The organism is Acidimicrobiia bacterium (genome assembly GCA_030584185.1).
GTDB lineage: Bacteria > Actinomycetota > Acidimicrobiia > Spongiisociales > UBA11373.
In genome coordinates, this window is record CP129495.1 from 1,055,385 (window position 1) to 1,077,396 (window position 22,012).

Annotated in this window: 24 protein-coding genes and 1 tRNA gene; 10 read left to right on the forward strand and 15 right to left on the reverse strand. The window is 68.2% G+C overall.

Annotated features, from left to right (window positions below; all coding sequences use genetic code 11):
* Positions 1-27: 27 nt before the first annotated feature.
* Together QY307_05395 and QY307_05400 are read left to right on the forward strand one after the other, a co-directional pair.
* Positions 28-432 (forward strand): hypothetical protein, encoded by a 405-nt coding sequence (locus QY307_05395; protein WKZ83676.1) that lies wholly within the window; start codon positions 28-30, stop codon positions 430-432.
* A gap of 37 nt (positions 433-469) precedes the next feature.
* Positions 470-844: a hypothetical protein gene (locus QY307_05400; protein WKZ83677.1), complete on the forward strand. Its 375-nt coding sequence runs from the start codon at positions 470-472 to the stop codon at positions 842-844.
* Here the strand turns inward: QY307_05400 and QY307_05405 are convergent.
* The 3 genes from QY307_05405 to QY307_05415 form a co-directional block, all read right to left on the reverse strand.
* Positions 841-1,230, reverse strand: coding sequence for a CBS domain-containing protein (locus QY307_05405; protein ID WKZ83678.1), 390 nt, complete (start codon positions 1,228-1,230; stop codon positions 841-843). The two genes, QY307_05400 and QY307_05405, sit on opposite strands and share 4 nt — an antisense overlap.
* 68 nt (positions 1,231-1,298) lie before the next feature.
* Positions 1,299-2,264 (reverse strand): sigma-70 family RNA polymerase sigma factor, encoded by a 966-nt coding sequence (locus tag QY307_05410; protein ID WKZ83679.1) that lies wholly within the window; start codon positions 2,262-2,264, stop codon positions 1,299-1,301.
* 189 nt (positions 2,265-2,453) lie between these two features.
* Complete coding sequence (locus QY307_05415) at positions 2,454-3,098, reverse strand: hypothetical protein (protein ID WKZ83680.1); 645 nt, start codon at positions 3,096-3,098, stop codon at positions 2,454-2,456.
* Positions 3,099-3,174: 76 nt separating this feature from the next.
* Here QY307_05415 and QY307_05420 point away from each other — a divergent pair, with 76 nt between their 5' ends.
* The 5 genes from QY307_05420 (at position 3,175) to QY307_05440 (ending at position 8,171) form a co-directional block, all read left to right on the forward strand.
* Positions 3,175-5,214, forward strand: coding sequence for a thioredoxin domain-containing protein (locus QY307_05420; GenBank protein ID WKZ83681.1), 2,040 nt, complete (start codon positions 3,175-3,177; stop codon positions 5,212-5,214).
* Positions 5,215-5,223: 9 nt separating this feature from the next.
* On the forward strand, positions 5,224-6,321 hold the full coding sequence (locus QY307_05425; protein WKZ83682.1) for an LCP family protein: 1,098 nt from the start codon (positions 5,224-5,226) through the stop codon (positions 6,319-6,321).
* A gap of 237 nt (positions 6,322-6,558) precedes the next feature.
* Positions 6,559-7,287 (forward strand): hypothetical protein, encoded by a 729-nt coding sequence (locus tag QY307_05430; GenBank protein ID WKZ83683.1) that lies wholly within the window; start codon positions 6,559-6,561, stop codon positions 7,285-7,287.
* 13 nt (positions 7,288-7,300) lie between these two features.
* Positions 7,301-7,459: a hypothetical protein gene (locus tag QY307_05435; protein ID WKZ83684.1), complete on the forward strand. Its 159-nt coding sequence runs from the start codon at positions 7,301-7,303 to the stop codon at positions 7,457-7,459.
* A gap of 7 nt (positions 7,460-7,466) precedes the next feature.
* The gene (locus tag QY307_05440; protein ID WKZ83685.1) at positions 7,467-8,171 is read left to right on the forward strand and encodes a hypothetical protein; all 705 of its coding nucleotides are present in this window, start codon (positions 7,467-7,469) and stop codon (positions 8,169-8,171) included.
* Between the two features lie 8 nt (positions 8,172-8,179).
* On the opposite strand, the gene QY307_05445 is transcribed toward QY307_05440, so the two are convergent.
* The 8 genes from QY307_05445 to QY307_05480 form a co-directional block, all read right to left on the reverse strand.
* Complete coding sequence (locus QY307_05445; protein ID WKZ83686.1) at positions 8,180-8,491, reverse strand: hypothetical protein; 312 nt, start codon at positions 8,489-8,491, stop codon at positions 8,180-8,182.
* Positions 8,488-9,306 (reverse strand): cytochrome c oxidase assembly protein, encoded by an 819-nt coding sequence (locus QY307_05450; GenBank protein WKZ83687.1) that lies wholly within the window; start codon positions 9,304-9,306, stop codon positions 8,488-8,490. Before QY307_05450 ends, QY307_05445 begins: the two co-directional genes overlap by 4 nt.
* Before the next feature lie 4 nt (positions 9,307-9,310).
* Entirely contained in the window at positions 9,311-9,601 is a 291-nt protein-coding gene (locus tag QY307_05455; GenBank protein WKZ83688.1) for a cytochrome C oxidase subunit IV family protein, read from the reverse strand.
* A 3-nt stretch (positions 9,602-9,604) separates the two neighbouring features.
* On the reverse strand, positions 9,605-10,198 hold the full coding sequence (locus QY307_05460) for a heme-copper oxidase subunit III (protein WKZ83689.1): 594 nt from the start codon (positions 10,196-10,198) through the stop codon (positions 9,605-9,607).
* Positions 10,195-12,057, reverse strand: a complete 1,863-nt coding sequence (gene ctaD, locus QY307_05465) for a cytochrome c oxidase subunit I (GenBank protein ID WKZ83690.1) — start codon at positions 12,055-12,057, stop codon at positions 10,195-10,197. Before ctaD ends, QY307_05460 begins: the two co-directional genes overlap by 4 nt.
* Before the next feature lie 4 nt (positions 12,058-12,061).
* Positions 12,062-13,156, reverse strand: coding sequence for a cytochrome c oxidase subunit II (gene coxB, locus QY307_05470; protein WKZ83691.1), 1,095 nt, complete (start codon positions 13,154-13,156; stop codon positions 12,062-12,064).
* Positions 13,157-13,225: 69 nt separating this feature from the next.
* A complete protein-coding gene (locus QY307_05475; GenBank protein ID WKZ83692.1) occupies positions 13,226-14,047 on the reverse strand; it encodes a hypothetical protein in 822 nt (273 codons plus the stop codon).
* Positions 14,048-14,087: 40 nt separating this feature from the next.
* Positions 14,088-15,011 carry a D-2-hydroxyacid dehydrogenase gene (locus tag QY307_05480; protein WKZ83693.1) on the reverse strand — a complete coding sequence of 308 codons (924 nt, stop codon included), beginning with the start codon at positions 15,009-15,011 and terminating at the stop codon, positions 14,088-14,090.
* A 47-nt stretch (positions 15,012-15,058) separates the two neighbouring features.
* On the opposite strand from QY307_05480, the gene QY307_05485 reads away from it, so the two are divergent.
* The 3 genes from QY307_05485 to hflX all read left to right on the forward strand — a co-directional run bounded on the left by QY307_05485 (position 15,059) and on the right by hflX (position 18,374).
* A tRNA-Sec gene (locus QY307_05485) sits at positions 15,059-15,150 on the forward strand.
* Between the two features lie 44 nt (positions 15,151-15,194).
* A complete protein-coding gene (locus tag QY307_05490; GenBank protein ID WKZ83694.1) occupies positions 15,195-17,003 on the forward strand; it encodes an ABC transporter ATP-binding protein in 1,809 nt (602 codons plus the stop codon).
* Between the two features lie 63 nt (positions 17,004-17,066).
* Positions 17,067-18,374, forward strand: coding sequence for a GTPase HflX (hflX, locus tag QY307_05495; protein WKZ83695.1), 1,308 nt, complete (start codon positions 17,067-17,069; stop codon positions 18,372-18,374).
* Between the two features lie 3 nt (positions 18,375-18,377).
* Here the strand turns inward: hflX and QY307_05500 are convergent, their stop codons facing one another.
* From QY307_05500 to QY307_05515, 4 genes are all read right to left on the reverse strand, one after another.
* Positions 18,378-18,623 carry a hypothetical protein gene (locus QY307_05500; protein WKZ83696.1) on the reverse strand — a complete coding sequence of 82 codons (246 nt, stop codon included), beginning with the start codon at positions 18,621-18,623 and terminating at the stop codon, positions 18,378-18,380.
* A complete protein-coding gene (locus QY307_05505; protein ID WKZ83697.1) occupies positions 18,620-20,221 on the reverse strand; it encodes an acyl-CoA dehydrogenase family protein in 1,602 nt (533 codons plus the stop codon). Before QY307_05505 ends, QY307_05500 begins: the two co-directional genes overlap by 4 nt.
* A gap of 6 nt (positions 20,222-20,227) precedes the next feature.
* On the reverse strand, positions 20,228-20,944 hold the full coding sequence (locus QY307_05510; protein ID WKZ83698.1) for a hypothetical protein: 717 nt from the start codon (positions 20,942-20,944) through the stop codon (positions 20,228-20,230).
* A 67-nt stretch (positions 20,945-21,011) separates the two neighbouring features.
* A complete protein-coding gene (locus QY307_05515; GenBank protein ID WKZ83699.1) occupies positions 21,012-22,010 on the reverse strand; it encodes a GNAT family N-acetyltransferase in 999 nt (332 codons plus the stop codon).
* Positions 22,011-22,012: the final 2 nt, after the last annotated feature.

Genomic DNA, 22,012 nt, shown 5'->3' on the forward strand with positions numbered 1-22,012 from the left:
CGCCCCAGGGCAGCCGATGATTGAGCCATGACCGCATCGGTGACGCCAATCCACCTGGGCACGGCACGCCTGGCGCTGATGCGCGTCGACGAGAGCACGGACGAGACCGCGGCGCGCGTCCGGGTGACCCTGGCCTGGGACGGCGACGAGCACGCCGGCACCTCCGACGGATCGCCCAGCGACCGACGGCGGCCCGCCCTGGTGGCGGCCGCCACGCTCGATGCCGTGGCCTTCCTCGGTGGAGGGTTCACCCTCGTCGACACCGCCACCACGAGAGTGGGCGGGGCCGACGTGGCGTTGGTCGCCGTGGACGATCTCGAAGATGGTCGCCGCCTGTTCGGCACCGCACAGATGGAAGCGGACAACCGCCAGGTGGCATTCGCCCGGGCCACCCTCGACGCAATAAATCGAATCCTTCCCCACCAGGCCTGATCACCTGCCTGCCGGCATCCCGCTACGCTCCGTGGGCATGCCAGGACGCCCGGTTATCGTTTCAGTCGTCGACGACCCCGAGAACGGTGACAGCCGCGTCACCGTGACCCTCGACTGGGAGGACCGCGCCTGGGAGGGGCATGCGGCCGGGCCGGGAGAGCAGCGGGTGCGCCTGGCCGGAGAGGCGACCCTCGACGCCGTTGCCCACATGGTCGATGGGATCTCACCCCTCGAACTCCTCGCCATCGCATCCACGGGCCTTGGACCCGCCAGCGTCGCCCTGGCACAGGTTCGCTACGGCGACGGCGACGTCCTGGTCGGATCTGCGATCGAGACCGAACCCGACGATCGGCTGGCGGCGGTGCGAGCCGTCATGGACGCCATCAACCGGCGCCTGGAGCGCGACCTCTAACCGACGGGTGTCTCACCCTCGCCGAGGATCGCCCACAACAGGTCCCGAATGCTGACGATCCCCAGCAGCTCGCCGTCTGCCATCACCGGCATGTGCCGGTAGCCGACCTCGAGCAGCCAACGCGCCGCCTCGTCGACGTCGACGTCGGGAGAGAATGTGTCCGGCGCCTCGGCCATCCACTCCGAGACCGGAGATGTTTCCGGATCGGCGCCGGCAGCCAGGGCACGGACCAGGTCGCGCTCGGTGATGATCCCCACCAGCTTGCGGTCGGCGATCACGCCCAGGCTTCCCACACCGTCCTCGACGAGGGCACCGGCTGCATCGCCCAGGGTCGCCTCGGTGCCGATCATGACCGCCGTCCCGCCCACCAGTGAACCGAGCTTCATGTCGTCGAGCGTAGCGAACCACGCCCGCGTCGGTCCGGGGCCATCCGGCCCCATGTGTCCGAGGGCCGTCAGACCAGATCCTGCTCGCGGATCCCGAACGACGGATGCCGGAGGCGGCACAGGGCGAGCTTCTCCAGCTGACGGATGCGCTCCCTGGTGAGCTTGAACTCGTCGCCGATCTCCTCGAGGGTGCGGGGCACCCCGTCCAGGAAGCCGTAGCGCAGGGCGAGGATCCTGCCCTCCCGTTCGGGGAGCCGGGCGATCGAGCGGCGCAGCGAGTCGGCGATGTCGCCCTCTTCGGTGACCCGAACCGGGTCGACGGCATCCTCATCCTCGATGAAATCGCCCAACTGGGCACCGTCCTCGCCCACCGGCTGCTCCAGTGACACGGTGTCGGCGACGCCAAGGGCGAGCTCCACCTTGTCCACGGTGACGCCCGCCTCCTCGGCGATCTCCTCGGGACGCGGATCACGGCCCAGTTCGGCCTTGAGGCTGGCCTGGGCGGCTCGAACCGCCGCCAGCGTGTCGTGGAGGTGCACCGGGATGCGGACGGTGCGCGACTTGTCGGCGATGGCACGGGTTATCGCCTGTCGAATCCACCAGGTGGCATAGGTGGAGAACTTGAAGCCCTTGCGCCAGTCAAACTTCTCGACGGCACGAATCAGACCCAGGTTGCCCTCCTGGATGAGATCGAGGAAGTCGATGCCCGACGTGTTGGCGTAGCGACGGGCGTTGGCGACCACCAGACGCAGGTTGGCGGTGAGGAAATCGTCCTTGGCCTGCTGCCCCTGGCGCTTCGCCCGCTTGAGCTCGACCTCTTCCGCCTTTCCCTTGAAGTCGCCGGCGTCGAGACGGCGCGCCGCGTCCTCGCCGGCTTCTATCCGCTGGGCGAACTCGACCTCGTCCTCGGCGGTGAGCAGGTCGTACTCGCCGATGGCACTCAGGTACTGGCTGACCAGGTCGGTGGTGAGGCGTCCGCGCTCATCGGTGAGCTTGTTTCGATCCCGATCGCGCCGCGTCTTGGCAACTGCCATGGATGTCACGTGTCCTCTCGGAAGCCTTGATTCAGGAGAGTGGGCAGGCGGAGATGCCCGCCCGGAAACTTGTGAACTTGATCACAAGCATCGGCTCTCGGTCAATATGACACAGCTCCCACCGTTTGTGAACCCCCGAATCACAGAGATATTCCCGATCCGGGCCGGGTGGGGCCTCGTAGAGGGCCCTCAGTCGTACCGGAGGCTCTGCAAGACGCGATCGAGCTCGGCACTGCCGCTCGGGCCCACCGTGATCACCTGGACGAGGAGCACGAACGCGTCGTCATCGGGGGCGACGGCGGCCACGAAGAAGTCGCTTCCGACGGGGCCGCAGTCGGACCACCACTCGGCGAAGCCCGCCAACCCGGCGAGCTCGTACGGCTCGGATCGACCCTTGACACAGTCCCCCTGGTACTCGCCAAGCGCCTCGGACGGCGCCATGGTGCCGGTCACCCCGATGAAGACCCCCGGCGTCTCCCACCCGGCGAGCCATGCCTGGCGGTCGACCGAGGCGCTGAGGGCAGGGCCCACCTCCTCGCCTTCGCGCATCCAGCCCCCGGTCGCCACATCGTCCCAATGGGAGGGAACCTCGACCTGGATCGTCCCGGAGTCGTCGGTGATGGCTGTCCAGCCGTCCGCAGGGGAGCCGAACGAGGTCGAGGTCGGGTCGACCACCGATGTCGAGGACGCAACCGGCAAAGACTCACCACCGGAGCGGCCCACGAACAGCAAGACGGCGAAAACCAGGGCGACCACGCCGAACAGGCCGGCGACCAGGGCGAGAAGGCCCGGGAGCCGGGAGGGTGCCGTCGTTGGCCGCTCGCCGATGCTCACCCGGAGATTCTCGCCCCCTGCTCCCGTCCATGCGAACGCCCTCCGGCAAGAATCCGATCCTGCTTACGATCGCTCGGTGAGTTCCCGCAATCGGCTGGCCGACGCGACCAGCCCATACCTGCTGCAGCACGCCACCAACCCGGTGCACTGGTACGAGTGGGGCCCGGAGGCCTTCGACGCCGCCAGAAGACGCGACGTCCCCATCCTGCTCTCGGTCGGCTACGCCTCATGCCACTGGTGCCACGTCATGGCACACGAGTCGTTCGAGGATCCGGCCACCGCCGAGCTGATGAACCGCCTGTTCGTGAACGTCAAGGTGGACCGGGAAGAACGGCCCGATGTGGACCGCATCTACATGGATGCCGTTCAGGCATCGACCGGTCGCGGCGGATGGCCCATGACCGTGTTCCTGACCCCCGGCGGCGAGCCGTTCCATGCCGGCACCTACTTCCCCAAGAATGACCGGCCCGGAATCCCGTCCTTCACCCGGGTGCTCATCGCCGTACGCGACGCCTGGGATGACCGCCGTGGCGAGGTGCTCAGCCACGCCGACCGCCTGACGGAGACGATCCGGGCCGAACTGCCCGCGGGAGACCCCATCTCGACCGGCACCCTGCGCGCAGCATATGGAGCGCTCGCATCGAACTTCGACCGGGTCCAAGGCGGATTCGGCGGCGCCCCAAAGTTCCCTCAGGCCCCGACCCTGGAGTTCCTCCTCCGGATCCACAAGGAGGAGTGGGCGCCAGAGGCGGCAACGATCCTCGACACGACCCTGAGCGGGATCGACAGGGGCGGAATCCACGACCACGTCGGTGGAGGCTTTGCTCGCTACTCGGTGGACGCCACCTGGAGCGTGCCCCACTTCGAGAAGATGCTGTACGACAACGCCCTGCTCACTCGCCTCTTCGCCCGATGGCACCAGGTGACCGGCGAGACCCGCCACGCCTTCGTGGCGCTGGAGACGGCCGCGTACATGCTCGAATCCCTGCGCCTGCCCGGGGGAGCCTTCGCCACGGGAGAAGACGCCGACTCCGACGGCGAGGAGGGCACGTTCTACGTGTTCACCGAGGGTGAGGTGTTGGGTGCCGCCGGCGAGCACGGCGTGCCAGTGTGTCGCCACCTCGGCGTGACGGCTCGAGGCAACTTCGAGGGACGCAACGTCCTGCGAGTCGCCGAGCCCATTCAGGTCACCGCCGATGCCACCGGCATCGAAGTGACCGAGCTGGAGGCGGCGGTGCGGGCCACCCTTCGCAACCTCGCCCTGGTCAGAGCCGGTCGCAGCCGTCCCGCCATCGACGACAAGGCGATTGCCGCCTGGAACGGGTTGGCGATCCGTGCCCTCGCCGAGGCATCGGTGGCGCTCGGCGCCCCCCATCTCCTGCAGGGCGGAATCGACGCCGCGCGTTTCGTGCTGGCGGAGATGCGCGCTGGCTCCGGGCGACTGCACCGGACCTGGCGCCAGGGCCGGTTCGGCCCTCCCGGTTTCTGCGACGACTACGCCGCCATGGCGTTGGCCTGCTTCGCCATCTACCAGGCGACCGGGGACGAGGCATGGTTCTCCGAGGCGGCGCAGCTCAGCACCGAGATGGTCGACCTGTTCCATGATCCCGGCCGCGGATTCTTCGCCACCGGGCACGATGCCGAGGCCCTCGTCGCCCGGCCACACAACCGGTTCGACAACCCGACACCTTCGGACAACTCGTTGGCGGCAGAGGCCCTGCTGCACATGGCGGCCTTCACCGGCGAGGGCAAGTGGCATGATCTGGTGACAGAGGTGCTCGCCGCCGGCGAGGCCATGGCGTCGAGCCATCCATCCGGTGTCGGTCACCTGCTCGCTGTGGCGTGGACGAGTCTGGCTCCACCCCTCGAGGTGGCCATCGTGGGACCGGAGATCGAGCCGCTGCTGGCGGTGGTCGACGAGACCTATCGACCTGAGGTGTTCCTGGCTCGCGGCGGCGTCGACTCCGTGGTCCCACTGCTGCAGTCCCGACCACCGGTTGACGGCCGGGCGACGGCGTACGTGTGTCGCGGCTTCTCGTGTGACGCCCCGGTCACCGAACCTGGCGCCCTTCGTTCTTCCCTGAGCGCGAACAACACACCGACGACCCCCGTCTAGATTGGCCCCGTGACCAGCCGGAACGGGTCCACCATTCGTCGCGCCGCCCTGGTGCTGATCGTCGTGGGCCTCGCCGTGGTCGGATGGACCGGGTTCCGAATCTGGCGAGCATGGGCGGGCATCGAGCGTGTCGCATTCGACCCCAAGGCGGCCGCCATCGCCATCGGAGAGGGAAAGGGCTCTCCCGACACCTCCCTTCCGGACGACGAGGAGCCTTCGGAGCCTCTACCGGAGGCGGGCGTCTCCGCAAGCGGAGATCAGTTCGCCGTCGCTGCAGCCAAGACCGCAGACGAAGCGATGGACGTCTACCTGATCATCGGATCCGACGAGCGGTACGAGGGCGCCAGCCGGCGCGCCGACGTCATCCTCCTCTTCGTGGCGCCGACCGATGGCAGCGGCACGCTGCTGGTCTCGATCCCCCGCGACCTGTATCTGCGCAACCCGTGCACCGGGAAGATGAACCGCATCAACGTCAACCTGAACGGTTGCGGGAGCGCCGCCAATGGCCCCGAGCAGGTGGCGATCGCTGTGGGCGAGTACACGGGAATCGAGGTCGACCACTTCATCGTCTTCGATTTCGACGGGTTCCGTGCCGTCGTCGACCGCGTCGGTGGCGTCGAAGTGTGCACCCCCTACGCCGTCAGGGATCCCAACACGAGTCCGGTTGCGCTCGACCTTCCTGCGGGGTGCAGCATCGCCAATGGCCACCAGGCCCTGGCATGGGTGCGATCGAGACACACCGAAGGGTTCATCGACGGAAGTTGGCGGCCCCTGGCGGTGTCCGACCTGACCCGCAACCAGCGGCAGCAGGAGATCATCCTGCAGGCCCTGGAGAGCCTCGGCGACTTCGGCGACATCTCCGAGCTCACCGCTCTCGTCGAGAGCGTCTCGGATGCCTTCGCCGTCGACGAAGGGCTCGGCCTCGGTGATGCCATCGCCTTCGCCTGGAGCCTGCGAGGCATGGATCCGGCGACGATCACGCGGCCGGTCATCCCTGTCGCCAACTGGATCGACCCGACCGGGCGCTGGGTGCTGGTTCCCCAGGCGACGTTCGAGGAGGTGGTGGTGGCGGCAAGGCCCGACCTCGGCGGCTACTTCGAGGGCTGACCTCCCCACCGCATCGTTCTTCTCGACTTAGGATTGACCCTCAACCGATGGGGTGAGGCTGTGGACATCGACCAACCGACGGGAAACGGGGAGCCATTCCCGACCTTCGACCCAGAGTTCACGCGGCGCCCCTCCGGATCGCCGTCCGGGCGAGGAGGTGGCTCTCGGCGACCCCCTGCCGCCGGACAACCCAACCCGTGGCTCGTCGGGCTGGCCGTCGCCACCGTGCTCGCCGCGGTGAGCGTGATCGCCTTCGGGGTCTTCGGTGGGGGGGGCGACTCGGACTCGGCTGCCGCCACCACGACCAGCGAGGCGGCGTCCGGGGACGGAACCACCACCGTCCCCGACGGTGCGACCACCACCACGGTCCCCGGAACCGACACCTCGGTGACGCTCGCCGATGGCGGCACCGACGGGGCGATTCCCTCCGTGGGTGATCCGATCCCCCTCAACGATTTGAAGATGTCGGCCGACGACATCGGGCCCCTCGACTTCGGCGACGACGGCGACGAGGTGCTCGGCCGCCTCGTGGCCACGTTCGGACAGCCGACCGACGACACGGGCTTCTTCGTCGGCTCGGGCTCCTTCGGCGAGTGCCCCGGCGACGGCATCCGCGTGGTGCGGTGGGGCCCGCTCAACGTCGTGATCAAGGGACAGCCCGGGGACAGCGAGTTCGTGTCCTACCGTCTCGACCTGCGATACGGCGGCCTCTCCTCCGATACCACCGACATCTCCACCTTGTCCGGACTGCGGGTGAGTGACACCGTCGAAGAGCTGACCACGATCTACGCCAGCTTCTACATCGAGTACGTGGTGGACGAGGACGCCGGGCTGGTGTTCGTGCTCAAGGAGTCACAGAACGCTCCGGTGCTGCTGTGGGGTCCTGTGGAGTCGCAGGCGCCCGATGCCCGGGTCACCGGCATCTACTCGCCGAACTCCTGTCAGACGCAGGCCGCGACCGGCTGATCGGGTTCGAGGCGTGATCGCCCACCAGGGGGGTTGGGACGAGATCCTGTGGTTCCTGCTGCCGGTTCTGCTCGTCCTCGGATGGGTGCGGTGGGCGGAGCGGACCGCCCGTCGTCGCCGGGATGCGGAGGAGGCCCCCACTACAATCGCCGGCAGCGAACCCGACCAGTGAGGAGACCGTGACCCGACGCACCTTTGCCGCAGCGGCGGCCGGAACCGGGGCCGGCGCCTTCCTGGGGATTCTCGCCCTTGCCCTGGCTGCCGGCCAGGTGGCGACCTCGGGGCTTGGAGTCACCGAGAGCGGCGCCCCCACCTTCGCCGTGACCCAGGCGGCGATGTACACCTACCTTCTGCTCGCCGGAGCCGTGGGTGGATCCCTCGTGGCCCTGGTGGGACGGTTCGCAGGGGCGAACGACGAGTCGCGCCACGGCCCGAACCCGGTCGCGCTGCTAGGGGCGGTTTCCGGTGCCGTTCTCGCATTCGCCACCGCCCGAACCGCCGTCGGCATCGGCGGCGACATCACAAGCGGCATCGTGTCGATCACCGTGTTTCGGGCCGCCATCTTGAGCCTTGTGATCGGCGCCACCACCGGCCTCACCGTCGCCATCGCCGCCGAGCGCCTGGGGCGACCCGCCGCCCTGGGAGTCGACGGCGAGGCGGCCCCGGCATCGGCGGGCGCCTTCTTGCGCCACGCAGCAGTGTCAGCCGGACTACCCATCGCCGGGCTGCTGGCGGCGGTCGCATCCGCCTTCGGCATCAGCCGGATCCTCCTCGGGGCGGACAGATCCATCGCCCTGGCCGTCTTCGGCGGACTGGCGGCGGCGCTGCTCGCCGGCGCGGCATTCGTCGCATCGCGGACTCCCCGGCGGAGATCCCGCGACTGAGAGCGTGCTCAACCGGTCGTGGCGTCGGTGAGCGCAACCGCCACCAGCACGCCACCTTCCTCCCGGTAGGTCACCCTGACCGGAAAGCCGTCGCCGAGATGCTCGAACAGGTGTGACAACGGCACGCCGCCGGTGAAGGACTCCAGCTCGGCCCCGACTCGAAAGAGCAGCCTCCGACCGTCGGTGGCGACGATCTCGAACGCCCGCACCTCGGTCAGATCTCCGTCGACCGCCACCACGACACCGTCGACGCGCTGTGCCCCGCCGGCGCAGGCGACCAGCAAGACGGCAGCGATCAGCAGTAGGCGTGTCGCCCTCATGAGCCGGTGAGGGCACGGCCGGCCCGGTCGGCGCCTTCCTCTTCGCCGGCCCAGCGGAACCAGATGATGGCGATCAGCGTCCAGAGGAACAGCCCGCCGCCGACCTTCATGATGAGCCCGGCGATCAGCTGGTCGGTGAGCACCGGAAGGCCCCACAACCGAGGCAGGTCGGCGTACGCCGGGTACACCGGACCCGAGGCGAAGGTGAGAAAGGAGGCCGGGATCGTGGGAACCAGGGACTGCAGGAAGAGGTAGCCGATGGCGAGTGGTGGGGCGAGGGCGGGTGTGTCCGGAATCGGTCCGATCACCGGCCACCACATCAGGATCGCGGTCACGACCAGGGCCAAGTGAGCACCCAGGTGGAACGCCTCGGAACCGAGCATGCCAGCGACCACACCCGGGGCGTGCAGCCCTGCCAGCACCGCATTGAACAGGACGAGCGCCACCAACGGTCGGGTGAGGAAGCGAATGGCGGGCAGCAGCGGACGCACCACGAGGCGCATCAGCCACCACGGGATGCCCAGCAGCAGGGCCGGTGGAAACACGAAGGAGAGCACCATGTGCTCCGCCATGTGGAACGAGAAGAGGCTGCCTTCGGCAACGTCGTGCACCGGCCACCCTTCGACGGCCAGGAACAGAGAGATCGCCAGGGCGAACCAGGTCACCTGCCTGCGGGTGACCGGCGACCCGTCACGGGGTGCGTGGCTCCGCGCCAGGCGGGTCACCCCGTACCAGTAGCCGGCGACGAGGGCGACCGCCACACCGAGCGTCTCCGGGTGGAGGTGGAACGGGAAGTGATCGAGGCCGACCCTCACCGGATCACCCGATGAGGACCCCGAAGGTGAAGAGCACGGCGCCGAGCAGCAGAGGGGCGGCGAAGGCGCCGAGTAGGAAGAGGTTCCGGTAGATGGGGCGATCGAAGCGCAGGTGCATGTACCACCCGACCACCAGGGCGAACTTGACCACAGCCATCGTCAGCAGCAGCGGAGCCAGAACACCGTCCAGGAAGTCGAGGTAGGTGACCGCCACCTCGGCGGCGGTGATCACCGCCAACAACCCACCGATCATCCAGTAGTCACGGGGCCTTGGATGGGTGTGCGATGCGGTCATGGCTCACACCTGCAGCAGGTAGACAACGGTGAAGATCACGATCCAGACGATGTCGACGAAGTGCCAGTAGAGCCCCACGATCTCGACGTTCATGCCCTCGTCGTCGCGGTACCTCCCGCCGAACGACATGAAGGCCGTGACCAGCAGCATGAGCACGCCCACGGCCACATGGGCACCGTGGAGCCCGGTGAGCAGGTAGAACGAGGAGGCGAACGGACTGGTGGTGACGGTGAGCCCGTGCTCCACGAACTCGGTGAACTCGAACACCTGACCGGCCAGGAAGACGGTGCCGAGCAAGGCGGTGGCGATCAGCCAGATTCGCATGGTGCGCCGATCACGCCGGGAGGCTGCGTGATGGGCCAGCACCATGGTCAACGATGACATCAGCAGGATGAAGGAGGAAACCGAGGTGAACGGGATGTCGAAGACATCCGATGCGGCCGGTCCGTCACCGGTGCGGCCCCGGTACAGCAAGAAGGTGGCGATCAGGGTCCCGAAGAAGAGGCACTCCGAGCCCAGGAACACCCACATGGCCACCTTCCGGGCGTGTCCGGCGTCGTGCCCACCCGAGTGAGCCTCGACGGCGTGCTCGCTCATTCGTGCTCCCTTCGGGTAAGCGACTCCATCGACCACCCGAACAACCCCCACATCGTGATGACCGCTCCCGTCCCGACGGCGAGCAGGCCCCAGGGCAGGTACACCGCCCCGATCGCGGTGACGAAGATGCCGAATGCCGCGAGCACCGGATGGTACGAAGGCGATGGCAGGTGGATGGGCTCGGTCGACACCGGGGACTCGACGGGCGCCTCCCGAGCCACCGGGTTGCCCGAATCGTCCTCGACGTACTTGCGATGCCAGAAGTCGTCCTCGGCGACCACCGTCGGGATGATGTCGAAGTTGTGCTCCGGCGGTGGCGACGGGATCGACCACTCCAGAGTGCGGCCATCCCATGGGTCGGGCCCGGCGATCTCGCCGCGGGTCCTGGTGCGCCACCAGTTGGCCAGGAACACGAGTACCGCGGTGGCGATCGTGAAGGCGCCCACCGTGGCCATCATGTTCCACATGTCGAAACCGAGCCCCTCGGGGTAGCGGTAGGTGCGACGCGGCATCCCGTTGAGCCCGAGGACGTGCATCGGCCCGAAGGTGAAGTTCATCCCCACGAACATCAGCCAGAAATGCCATTTGCCGAGGCGCTCGTCGAGCAGGCGCCCGGTGACCTTGGGCCACCAGTAGTACACACCGGAGAAGATCCCGAACACGGCGCCTCCGAACAGCACGTAGTGGAAGTGGGCCACGACGTAGTAGGTGTCGTGCTGCTGGGCGTCGGAGGGAACGATCGAGTGGGTGACCCCGGAGAGCCCGCCGATCACGAAGAGGAAGATGAACCCCAGTGAGAACAGCATGGCTGTGTTCAGCCGCAGCGACCCGCCCCAGATCGTGCCCAGCCAGTTGAAGATCTTCACGCCGGTGGGCACGGCGATGAACATCGTCGTCAACCCGAACGCCGCCTCGGCGACCGGGCCCAGGCCGGCGGTGAACATGTGGTGTGCCCACACCCCGAAGCCCATGAACCCGATCGCCATTCCGCTGAAGATCACGAACGACCGGCCGAACAGCGGCTTGCGGCTGAACGTGGGCAGCACCTCCGAGACGATTCCCATCGCCGGGAGGATGAGCACGTACACCTCGGGGTGCCCGAACAGCCAGAACAGGTGCTGCCACAGGATCGGCTCGCCACCCATGGCGGCGTCGTAGAAGGTGGTTCCCAGATTGCGGTCCATGAACACCTGGAAAAGGCCGACGGTGATCATCGGGAGCGAGAAGAGCAGCAGGAACGAGACGACGGTGGCCATCCAGGCGAACACCGGCATCCGCATCAGGGTCATCCCGGGCGCCCGCATGGTCAGCACCGTCGTGATGAAGTTCACCGACGACAGCACCGACGCCAGCCCGAGGACGATCAGGCCGAGTGCCCAGTAGTCCATCCGGACCACCTCGGGCACCTGCGTGGAGAGTGGGGCGTAGCCGAACCATCCGCCATCGGGAGCGCCGCCCAGGAAGAACGTCAGGGTGAGGAACAGCCCGCCGAACACGAACACCCAGTAGGAGAGAGCGTTGAGCCGAGGGAAGGCGACGTCGCGCGCCCCCAGGAGTATCGGCAGGAAGTAGTTGGTGAAGGCGGCGGCTGCAGGCATCACCACCAGGAACACCATCGTGGTGCCGTGCATGGTGAACATCTGGTTGTAGGCGTCGGCGCTCAGAATCTCCCCGTTGGGGGTCGCCAGCTGCAGCCGGATGAGCAGCGCCTCGGTTCCCCCGACTACGCCGAAGGCGATGGCCGTCACCCCATAGAGGATCCCGATTCGCTTGTGGTCGGTGGTGGTCAGCCACCCCCACAGGCCTCGCGGCCGGACCACGGAATCGACGGAAGCGGCGGTGTCGGTCGTCACGGCCATCGGATCACTCCAGGCTCTCGAGGAGGGCTATCAGATCTGCGATCTGCTGCTCGGTGAGGCCCAGGTCGGGCATCCCCAGCACCCGGCCCGCCTCCAGGTCGTTGAGGTCGGGGCTCATGGGCTTCAGCGAGGACGGATCCCGCAGCCACTCCCTCAGATGGTCCGTGGTGTTGTCGATGGTGGCGCCTCCGAACGAGGTGCGGGAGGCGAAGTGGGTGAGGTTGGGTGCGAAGAGCCCGCTCGCCGACGTGCCGTCGATGGTGTGGCAAGAGGCGCACTGTGTCTGGAACACCTCCCAGCCGGCGGCGGCAGGTCCCTCGGCCGGAATCGATGCCGGGGAGGCCTGAGCCACGGCCCAGGCCTCGAACTCTTCGGCGCTGGTGACGAACACGCGCTGGCGCATGTCGGCATGTGCCAGGCCGCAGAACTCGGCGCACTGCCCGACGTATGCACCGGTCTCCGCCGCCTCGAAGCGGATGTTGTTGATCCTGCCGGGGACGGCATCGCGCTTCCCGGCGAGGCGCGGAACCCAGAACGAGTGGATCACGTCCGCCGAGGTGAGGCTCAGGTAGACGGTCCGGTCGACCGGGACCCACATCTCGTTGGCGGTGGTGATCCCGTACTCCGGGTAGTGGAACTCCCACCACCACTGGTGTCCGGTGACCGTGATCTCCAGGGCGTCGTCCTCCGGCCCGGGCGCGGCGCGCACCTCGAACAGCGTGGCGACGGTGGGGACGGCGACGATCGCCAGGATCACCGCAGGGAGGATGGTCCAGGCGATCTCGAGGCGAGTGTTGCCGTGCACCTGACGCACGGGACGGTCGGTGTCGCCACGCCTGCGGAAACGCAGGACCGCGTATGCGAGAGCGAGGCTGACCAGGGCGAACACGCCGGTGGCTATCCAGAAGACCAGCCAGAAGAGGGAGTCGACCTGCTCGGCGATGGGGCCCGCCGGGTCGAGAGAGTTCTGTGGGAGATCGCCCCCGACGATGCGGCCCAGGTTGGTCGGATCGTCACCGGAGCAGGCGGCGAGCAACCCGAAAGCCAGGACCAGCAGGACCAGGGTTCGTCTCGGGCGATCGATGACACGATGGGACACGGCGGTCTTCGCTCCCTGCTCCTCAGCCGGCCTCGGGCATGCTACTCACGGCGACATGGTGCAAAGAAATCATTCGCCTAGAGCGTTCGTCAGCTCTTCGGGGGTCACGACGCCCTCGAATCGGGCCGTCACCACACCGGTGGCATCCACCACGAACACCCAGGGCTCCGTCGGCAGGCCCCACTCCATGACGGCTGGAGCCACGACGAGGTTCGCCGGGTCCAAGAGGTTGGTGAACACCTCGACGTGGACGAAGTTCACCCCGGGATGATCTGGCGCCATGGCGGCGACGCCGTCGAGGGTCGGCCCGCAGGTGGCGGTCGTGCAAAACGCCGGAGTGGCGAACACGATCACCGAGGGTCGCCCCGAGGTGACCGCATCGGCCACGCTCATCCGGTACAGGTCGGGCTCGGGGTCGTCATCGGAGGTGATCTCGGAGAGTGGAGCGTCGGCCAGGGTCGGGGTCTGCGACCGGGGCGCATCGTCGCCCACCGCCACCGTCGCCGGACGGGCGTTCACCTGCACCGGGAAGGCCTCCAGCGCCGGCCCACCATCCGGGGTGATGCGCACCATCCAGAGGCCGGAGCGGTCGAACTCGACGGTGACGGCGTACAGCCCGCTCCTCCCCTCGACCGCCCAGATGAAGCGGCCGGCCTCGCCCTGGACCCGATCCTCCGAGCCCTCCGGCCAGACCTCGACGGTCACCGGGACGTCCGGAGATGCCAGGCGGGTCCCATCCACATCGGAGACGGCCACGAGGAGCCGCTCCTCGCCCACCGCCAGATCGCTCGAAGCCGCCAAGCCGAAGGCGTCGGCAGGGAACGGGCCGGTGTCGCCACTGCCTCCGCAGGCGGCGACGATGACCATGAGCAACAGGAGATGCCGGCGCACTCGCCTCAGGCTAGGCCCGACCCGATCCTCAGGACACCTCTCACACCACCCGGTTCACCCAGGCGGCCTGCCCGTGATAGGCGTCCAGGTTGCGCGCCACCAGACCGGCGAGGGCGTCGCCGAAGCCGGGAGAGGCGCCCGCCTGGTGCGGGCTGATCAGGACACCGGGAAGATCCCACAGCGCAGAGTCCTCGGGAAGCGGCTCCTCGGGGAAGACATCCAAAGCGGCTCCGGCGAGGGTTCCTTCCCGCATCGCCGCGACCAGCGCATCCTGGTCGACGACCCCTCCCCTGCCCACGTTCACCAGCCAGCCTCCGGCGAGGGCCTCGATCTCGGAGCGGCCCACCAGGCGTTCGGTGTCGGGCGACCCCGGCAGGGCGATCACCACGACGTCGGAGCGACGAAACACCTCGAGGGTGGACCCGGGCGGAAGAACGTCGCTCGCCACTCCCCGATACGCCTCAGGACTGCGCTTGGTTCCGATCACGGTCATCCCGAACGCCGCGGCGCGCACCGCGATCGCCTCGCCGATCGTCCCCAGCCCCAGGATCCCCATGGTCTTCCCCTCGATCTCGTCGACCCGGCTCCACCTCCACTCGTGCCGGGGCTGCCGAACGGCGGCGAGGGCGATGCCCCGCGTCATCGCCAGCAGAAGACCCATGGCGTGCTCGGCGACCGGCACGTGCTGCAATCCTCGCCCCGAAGTGAGCACCGTCCCGTTGGCGCGCAGCGCCTCGATCGGGAACTGATCGATGCCCGAGGACACCGACTGCACCCAGCGCAGATCCGGAGACAGCCACGAATCGTCCCACCGGAAGGTGACCAGGATCGGGACTCTCGCGAGTGCTCCGGCCACGGCGCCGAGGTCGCCCACGATGGTGGCGTCGACGCCGGGGACGGCGGCGACCCTCTCCGGCACCCCGCTTCCCCAAAGCGGGCCGATCACCAGCCTCGTCGCCTCCACGAGCGTCGACGGTAGCGGGGGGCGGGGAGCGCGTTAGCCTCGGTCGTGGAGGCGTCCGAGTGCCTGGTGGGCTCCCCGGTCTTCAAAACCGGAGGCGGGTCGCGAAACGGTCCGCGGGGTTCGATTCCTCGCGCCTCCGCCGCCAGGGAGGTGGCCGGTCGGAGCCTCTCTAACCTCGCGGGGATGAGTTCCTCTGCGAAGGCTCCTTCCCGGCCTCTCCACCGGCTCTGGAGATACGCCGCAGGGCACCGTGCCCAGGTGATGCGCGCATCGGCCTGGTCGGTGCTCAACAAGGCGTTCGACATCGCCCCGCCGATGCTGATCGGTGCCGCCGTCGACATCGTGGTCCGGCAGGAGGGCTCGGTGCTCGCCTCATTCGGTGTGCGCACACCGCGCTCGCAGATCGTCGTCCTGGCGCTGATCACCTTCGGGATCTGGCTGTTGGAGTCGCTGTTCGAGTACCTGCACGGGGTCGCCTGGAGGAACCTGGCCCAGACCATCCAGCACGAGCTGCGGATCGACGCCTACACGACGATGCAGACCCTCGAGCTCCGATACTTCGAGGACCGGGCCACCGGCGACCTGATGGCGGTGCTCAACGACGACGTGAACCAGCTGGAGCGGTTCCTCGATCGCGGCGCCAACGAGATCCTCCAGGTCCTCACCACCGCCATCCTGATCGGGGCGATCTTCTTCTACCTGGCTCCCGGGATCGCCTGGCTCGCCTTCCTGCCGGTGCCCGGGATCCTGTGGGGATCGTTCCGGTTCCAGCGCCGGCTGGAGCCCCGGTACGCCGCGGTTCGACACCAGGCGGCGGCGGTCAACGCCGAGCTCTCCAACCGCCTCGGTGGGATCGCCACCATAAAGGCGTTCACCGCCGAGGACGACTCGGTGCGACGCATCGCCGTGGAGAGCGAGCGATACCGCGCCGCCAACCGGGGTGCCATCCGACTCTCCAGCGCCTTCTCTCCGCTGATCCGCGTTGTGATCCTGGTCGGGTTCACCGCAACCCTGGTGTGGGGCGGCTTTCGTGCCATCGACGGCAGCCTCGAGGTCGGCGCATACAGCGTGATGGTGTTCCTCACCCAGCGACTCCTGTGGCCACTCACCCGACTCGGGGAGACCTTCGACCTGTACCAACGGGCGATGGCGTCCACCAACCGCATCCTCGACGTGATCGACACCGCCCCCGCCATCGGTGACGGCACCATCCAACTGGAAGCGGGCGAAGTGAAGGGGGAGATCCGGTTCGAGGACGTCACCTTCGGCTACCAGGCGTCTCACCCGGTCCTGCACCGGGTCTCCCTGGAGATCCCCGCCGGCAGGACCACGGCGTTCGTCGGCGCCACCGGGTCGGGGAAGACCACCCTGATCAAGCTGCTGCTGCGCTTCTACGACGTCGACTCGGGCCGGATCACAGTCGACGGCCACGACCTGCGCACACTCTCCACGCGACACCTCCGTCGGAGCATCGGCCTGGTGAGCCAGGACGTGTTCCTCTTCCACGGCACGGTCCAAGAGAACATCGCCTACGGCCGACCGGAAGCGCCGTTCGAGGAGATCAGGGCTGCGGCAGAGGTCGCCGAAGCCCACGAGTTCATCGAGTCGCTCCCCGACGGGTACGAGACGATCGTCGGCGAACGGGGGCAGAAACTCTCCGGGGGCCAGCGCCAGCGGGTCTCCATCGCCCGGGCGGTGCTGCTCGACCCGCCGATCCTGGCGCTGGACGAAGCGACCTCGGCGGTGGACAACGAGACCGAGGCGGCGATCCAGCGTTCCCTGGAGAAGCTCTCGATGGGTCGCACCACCATCGTGATCGCCCATCGCCTCTCCACCATCCGCCACGCCGACCTCATCTACGTCCTCACCGACGGGAGGGTGGTCGAGACCGGCACTCACGAGGAACTGGTGGCGATGGGCGGTGCCTACCGGGGCCTGTGGGACGTCCAGACCGGCGAGGCGGTCCCCTGGCACGTCGACGGCGGCGAGTAGGCGAGAAGGGCTGCGTTCCTTCCCGAACGCGCCCTGGCGCACGGCTCCTGCGATGATTCACCCATGACCGACCGCCCGGTGAGCCGGGACCGCCAGCGCCTCACCGCCACCGTCACCGACGTCACGGTGGAGCGTCAGCGCGCCGTCCTGGTCTCCCTGGTCACCGAGGGAAGCACCATGGAGGACGCCGAGGAATCGCTCGAGGAGATGGAGAGGCTCGTCGACACGGCGGGCTCGGTGGTCGTGGGGCGGGTCGTACAACGACGGCTGCACCCGGACCCGGCCACCTATGTCGGCAAGGGAAAGGTGTTCGAGCTGACCGCCCTGTGCCGCTCGAGCAACGCCGACCTAGTGGTGGTGGACGGAGAGGTGACGCCGATCCAACAGCGCAACCTGCAGCAGGCCCTGGAGGTCGACGTGGTCGATAGGGTTGCGCTGATCCTCGACATCTTCGCCCTGCACGCCACCAGCAGGGCGGGCATGGCCCAGGTGGAGCTGGCTATGAACCGCTACCGACTCCCTCGGCTTCGCGGGAAGGGCGTCGAGATGAGTCGCCTCGGGGGAGGGATCGGCACCCGGGGACCCGGCGAGACCCGACTGGAGGTCGACCGGCGACGCGTCCAGACCCGTATCTCACAGCTGGAGCGCGAGCTCGCAGGCCTGGCCACCACCCGCGCCACCCAGCGCAAGGCCCGACGCCGGGCGGCGATTCCGGGGGCGGCTCTCGTCGGGTACACCAATGCCGGCAAGTCCAGCCTGCTCAACGCTCTCACCGGTGCCGAGGTCCTCGTCGAGGACCGCCTCTTCTCCACGCTCGATGCCACCGTTCGCAGGCTCCCGCTCGCTTCGGGCAGGGAGATCCTGCTCACCGACACCGTCGGGTTCGTTCGCGACCTGCCCCACACCCTGGTGGAGGCCTTCAGGTCCACCCTGGAGGAAGCCGTCGACACCGACCTGCTGCTACACGTCGTCGACGCATCGGCGACCAACCCGGAGCGCCAGATCGCTTCGGTGCGCAGCACGCTCCAAGAGATCGGAGCCCACACCCTCCCCGAACTGCTGGTGCTCAACAAGATCGATGCCGCCGAGACTGCGGCCGTCCGAAGGCTGCGGGAGCTCCACCCCGATGCGATCCCCGTCTCCGCCGCGACCCGACAGGGCCTGGACGACCTCCGCGAGCGGGTCGAGTCGGCGCTGGCGCCGACCCTGGTGGACCTCGAGCTGGTTATCCCGTTCGATCGCGGCGAGATCGTCTCCTTCCTCCACCGTGAGGGTGAGGTGCTCTCTGAGGCCCACGCCGGGGAAGGGACCCGGCTCAAGGTCCGGCTGCCGCGGAGGCATGTCGCGGCGGTGGCCGCCTTCGAGGTGTGAGGGTCACCGGTCCGGGGTCACGTCCTCGACCCGGTTGACGAACACCCACTCCGCCACAGGCTCCACTGCGGCCAGCAGCCGGTCCCGTTCGTCCTCGGACCAGTGCACCAGGAGCACCGCATGACGGCGGCCCCCGACCTCGGTGAAGACGATCAGGTGGGCATCGGGATCCTCCGCGGCCACGCCGGCGGTGGCGATCGTCGGCGACGGGTCGGCACCCTGGATCACCAGCAGCCAGGTGGGGGTCAAAGCGGGAGCAGCCGGTCGAGCAGCGGGTCGAGGCGGACACCGTCGGGGAGGCTGCCGTAGACGGCGCCCGGGTCGGCGAGACGCGCCCTCAAGAAGATGTCGGCCACCGGATGCGGGGCATGACGCAGCAGCAGCGAGGCCTGCAGGACGAGGGCAGCCTCTTCGACGAACCGGCGCGCCGAGCCCTCCTCGACCGACCCGATTCGCGACCGAAGCCCTGCCAGCGCGTCGTCGAAGCGGGGGTCCGCCCCACCCGCCAGGGCCAGCTCCTCGAAGAAGGCGTCGACCGCTTCGCTGCGCCCGGATGCTCGCAGCACATCCAGTGAGATGACGTTGCCCGACCCCTCCCAGATCGAGTTGAGCGGGCTCTGGCGAAACAGGCGGGGAAGCCCCGACTCCTCCACGTACCCGGAGCCGCCCAGGCACTCCAGCGCCTCTGCGGCGTGGCCGGGGCTGCGCTTGGTGAGCCAGTACTTGACGATCGGCGTGGCCATGCGGGCGAACTCGGTCTCACCCCGGTCGTAGGCGCCGGCGAGGCGCATCACCGTGGCGGTGGCGGCCTCCGACTCCAGGGCCAGATCGGCGAGCACGCTGCGCATCAGGGGCAGTTCGGCGAGAGGCTTTCCCCAGGCGGCGCGATGCGAGGCGTGATGTGCGGCCTCGACGACGCCATGTCGCATCTGGGCGGCGGCGCCCAGGGCGCAGTCGAGCCGGGTTCGATTGACCATCTCGATGATGGTGGCCACGCCGCGGCCCTCGTCGCCGACCCGGTAGGCGAGCGCACCTTCGTACTCGACCTCCGAAGAGGCGTTGGAGCGGTCCCCCATCTTGTCCTTGAGGCGCATGATCAGCATCCCGTTGCGGGTGCCATCGGGGCGCCAGCGAGGGAGCAGGAAGCAGGTGAGGCCTCCGGGCGCCTGGGCGAGCACCAGGAACACATCCGACATCGGGGCGGAGCAGAACCACTTGTGCCCGGTGAGGAGGTACTCGTCGCCCGAGGTCGGTCGGGCGATCGTCGTGTTGGCTCGCACATCGGAGCCGCCTTGCTTCTCGGTCATGGCCATGCCTGCGGTGAGGCCCGTCTTCTCGAACCAGGGGACGTTGCGACCGTCGTACCGGCGACGAACCAGGGCCGGCTCCCACAGGGCCGTCAGGTCGGGTGCGGACCGCAGGGCCGGTATCACCGAGTAGGACATCGACAGCGGGCACATGTGGCCGTAGTCGACCGGGCTCCAGACGATGGTCTTGGCGCAGCGCACCACGTGGGCGCCTGACCGATCGTCGGCCCACGCCGCGCCATGGAGGCCGCGCGACACGGCGGCATCCATCAGGTGGTGATAGGCGGGGTGGTACTCGACGGAGTCGATTCGACTCCCGAAGCGATCATGGGTGTGGAGCACGGGACGGTTGGCCTCCGCCAGCCGGCCCCACTCCCTGGCCTGCTCCGACCACACGAACCGACCCGCCTCCGACAGCTCGTCATCCGCCCAGGAGGCGCCCTCGCGGGCCACGGCCTCGACAAGCGGGTGGTCGCTCCGATACCCGTCGAACCCGTGCAGTGGGGGCGGCTGGTTGAGGACCTCATGTGTGGAGGACATAGGCGATCACACCTTTCGGGAGCGCTCCAGGATCGGATCGAAGTAGCGGGCGAGCTCGGACTCCAGCTGCTCCAGCGACTCGATCACGAACAGGTCGCGAGGCTGCTCGTGGGTGACATCTTCCTGACCGATCAGGTTCTCGATGGTGAAGTCGCGATAGTTCATCCTTCCCGCGGCTGCGTTGTCGAACTCGTCGCCTCCCGGGAGCAGTCCGGCGCCGAACACCTTGAGCCCGCCTTCCTCCCGCTTCATGCCGAACTCGGTCGAGTACCACGCCAGCCGCTTCACGTTCTCCTTCTCCTCGTCCGAGGCAGCCGACAGAAAGGCGGAGGCGAACCTCTCCTGGATGCGAACGTACTGCGGAAGCATGAAGAAGGGCAGGTGCCCGAAGGCGTCGTGGAACATGTCGGGCTCGAGGGTTCGACCGAGTGCGTCCCGAGACCGGATGTGGTGGGTCATGAGGAACTCCCGGCGATCCAGGTGGCGATACCACTCGTCGGCGTCGGCGGTCCGGGCACCGGTACGCACCACCCTCCAGCCGGTTGCCGAGGAGACCCTGGAGTCGAGGTGGTGAAGTGGCGGCACGAAGTCGGACGGCAGGGCCAGCAGTTCGAACCCCTGGAGATACTCCGAACAGGCGTGCTCCCGCACCCGTGGTTCCTGGCGCCGGTACATCTCGGCCCAGGTCTCGTTCTGCTCGGTTGTGAAGACGATGTCGGCCATCGCAGGTCGAAATCCATGTGAGGCGTCAGGGGAATCTACCCATCAGCGGTCGAAGATCCTGCAGGGCTCAGTCGGTGACCACCTGGTCCAGTGGACGGCGCATCTCGTAGGCGGTGGAGATGATCTCGTATCCAAGCCCGGTGTACAGGCCGAAGGCACCGGTCGGGTTGTCGGTGTGCACACCGAGGGAGACCTCGTCCATGCCCATGTCGGCGAACATCTGCATGCTCTCCACGATCAGCGCTCGGGCGACACCGCGGCCGCGCCACTCGCGCTGCACCGAGATGCTCTCCGTGTAGCCGCGACGCCTGCCGAAGAGGGCGTTCTCCTCCTCGTTGACGTAATTGAGGACCTGGCCGGCGATGGCATCCCCGTCGAAAGCCACCTTCCACAACCCGGGGTCGGCGAGCGGCCATTCGAGCCAGCGCCGATACGACTCCTCGGTGGGGTCGGAATGACCGACGTGATCCCGGAACGCCCTGTCGTCGGCCTCCCAGACGGCGCGCATCGAACCGACCGGTCCGATCTCCAGTCCGGCAGGCAGCCGGGCCTCGGGGATCGGCTCGTGCAAGGAGCGGGTCATCTCGACGTAGGTCTGGGTACGGCGATACCCCCGGCCTTCGAGCAAGGCGAGCCGTTCGGCCTCACCTTCATCGACGTAGACGGTGAGGTGCTGCGGCCGATCGTGCGGTCGTTCGACGGAGACCTCGGTGAGGCGGTGCTCGCCCCAGTCGCAGAGCGCAGCCAGGACACCGAGTGCCCTTCCCTCCGGCCGAAGGAACTCGGCATGCAGCAGGATGCGATCCCCGGTGGCCGACTCCACCCACCAGGTGACCCGTGCGTAGCCGACGATCTCGCCACCGAGTTCCACGACGATCAGGTCGGTGTCGGGGTCACAGTTGTCCAGGTGCCTGTAGGAGCTGGTGAAGGCTTCGAGCGTCTCCAGGACGAGGATGCCGTCCGCCTGATGGGAGGCGTTGTAGGCGGCGAGCATTCCGGCCAGGTCGGCGTCACCCCGATACCGCCGGAACTCGACGGCGGAGATCGGCTCCGGCAGCTCGGCCATGA

Coding starts and splice junctions, on each gene's coding strand:
- ctaD (WKZ83690.1), bottom strand. CDS start 12,057: ATGGCCGTGACGACCGACACCGCCGCTTCCGTCGATTCCGTGGTCCGG.
- QY307_05410 (WKZ83679.1), bottom strand. CDS start 2,264: ATGGCAGTTGCCAAGACGCGGCGCGATCGGGATCGAAACAAGCTCACC.
- QY307_05510 (WKZ83698.1), bottom strand. CDS start 20,944: ATGGCCGACATCGTCTTCACAACCGAGCAGAACGAGACCTGGGCCGAG.
- QY307_05460 (WKZ83689.1), bottom strand. CDS start 10,198: ATGAGCGAGCACGCCGTCGAGGCTCACTCGGGTGGGCACGACGCCGGA.
- hflX (WKZ83695.1), top strand. CDS start 17,067: ATGACCGACCGCCCGGTGAGCCGGGACCGCCAGCGCCTCACCGCCACC.
- QY307_05515 (WKZ83699.1), bottom strand. CDS start 22,010: ATGGCCGAGCTGCCGGAGCCGATCTCCGCCGTCGAGTTCCGGCGGTAT.
- QY307_05395 (WKZ83676.1), top strand. CDS start 28: ATGACCGCATCGGTGACGCCAATCCACCTGGGCACGGCACGCCTGGCG.
- QY307_05455 (WKZ83688.1), bottom strand. CDS start 9,601: ATGACCGCATCGCACACCCATCCAAGGCCCCGTGACTACTGGATGATC.
- QY307_05445 (WKZ83686.1), bottom strand. CDS start 8,491: ATGAGGGCGACACGCCTACTGCTGATCGCTGCCGTCTTGCTGGTCGCC.
- QY307_05400 (WKZ83677.1), top strand. CDS start 470: ATGCCAGGACGCCCGGTTATCGTTTCAGTCGTCGACGACCCCGAGAAC.
- QY307_05405 (WKZ83678.1), bottom strand. CDS start 1,230: ATGAAGCTCGGTTCACTGGTGGGCGGGACGGCGGTCATGATCGGCACC.
- QY307_05505 (WKZ83697.1), bottom strand. CDS start 20,221: ATGTCCTCCACACATGAGGTCCTCAACCAGCCGCCCCCACTGCACGGG.
- QY307_05490 (WKZ83694.1), top strand. CDS start 15,195: ATGAGTTCCTCTGCGAAGGCTCCTTCCCGGCCTCTCCACCGGCTCTGG.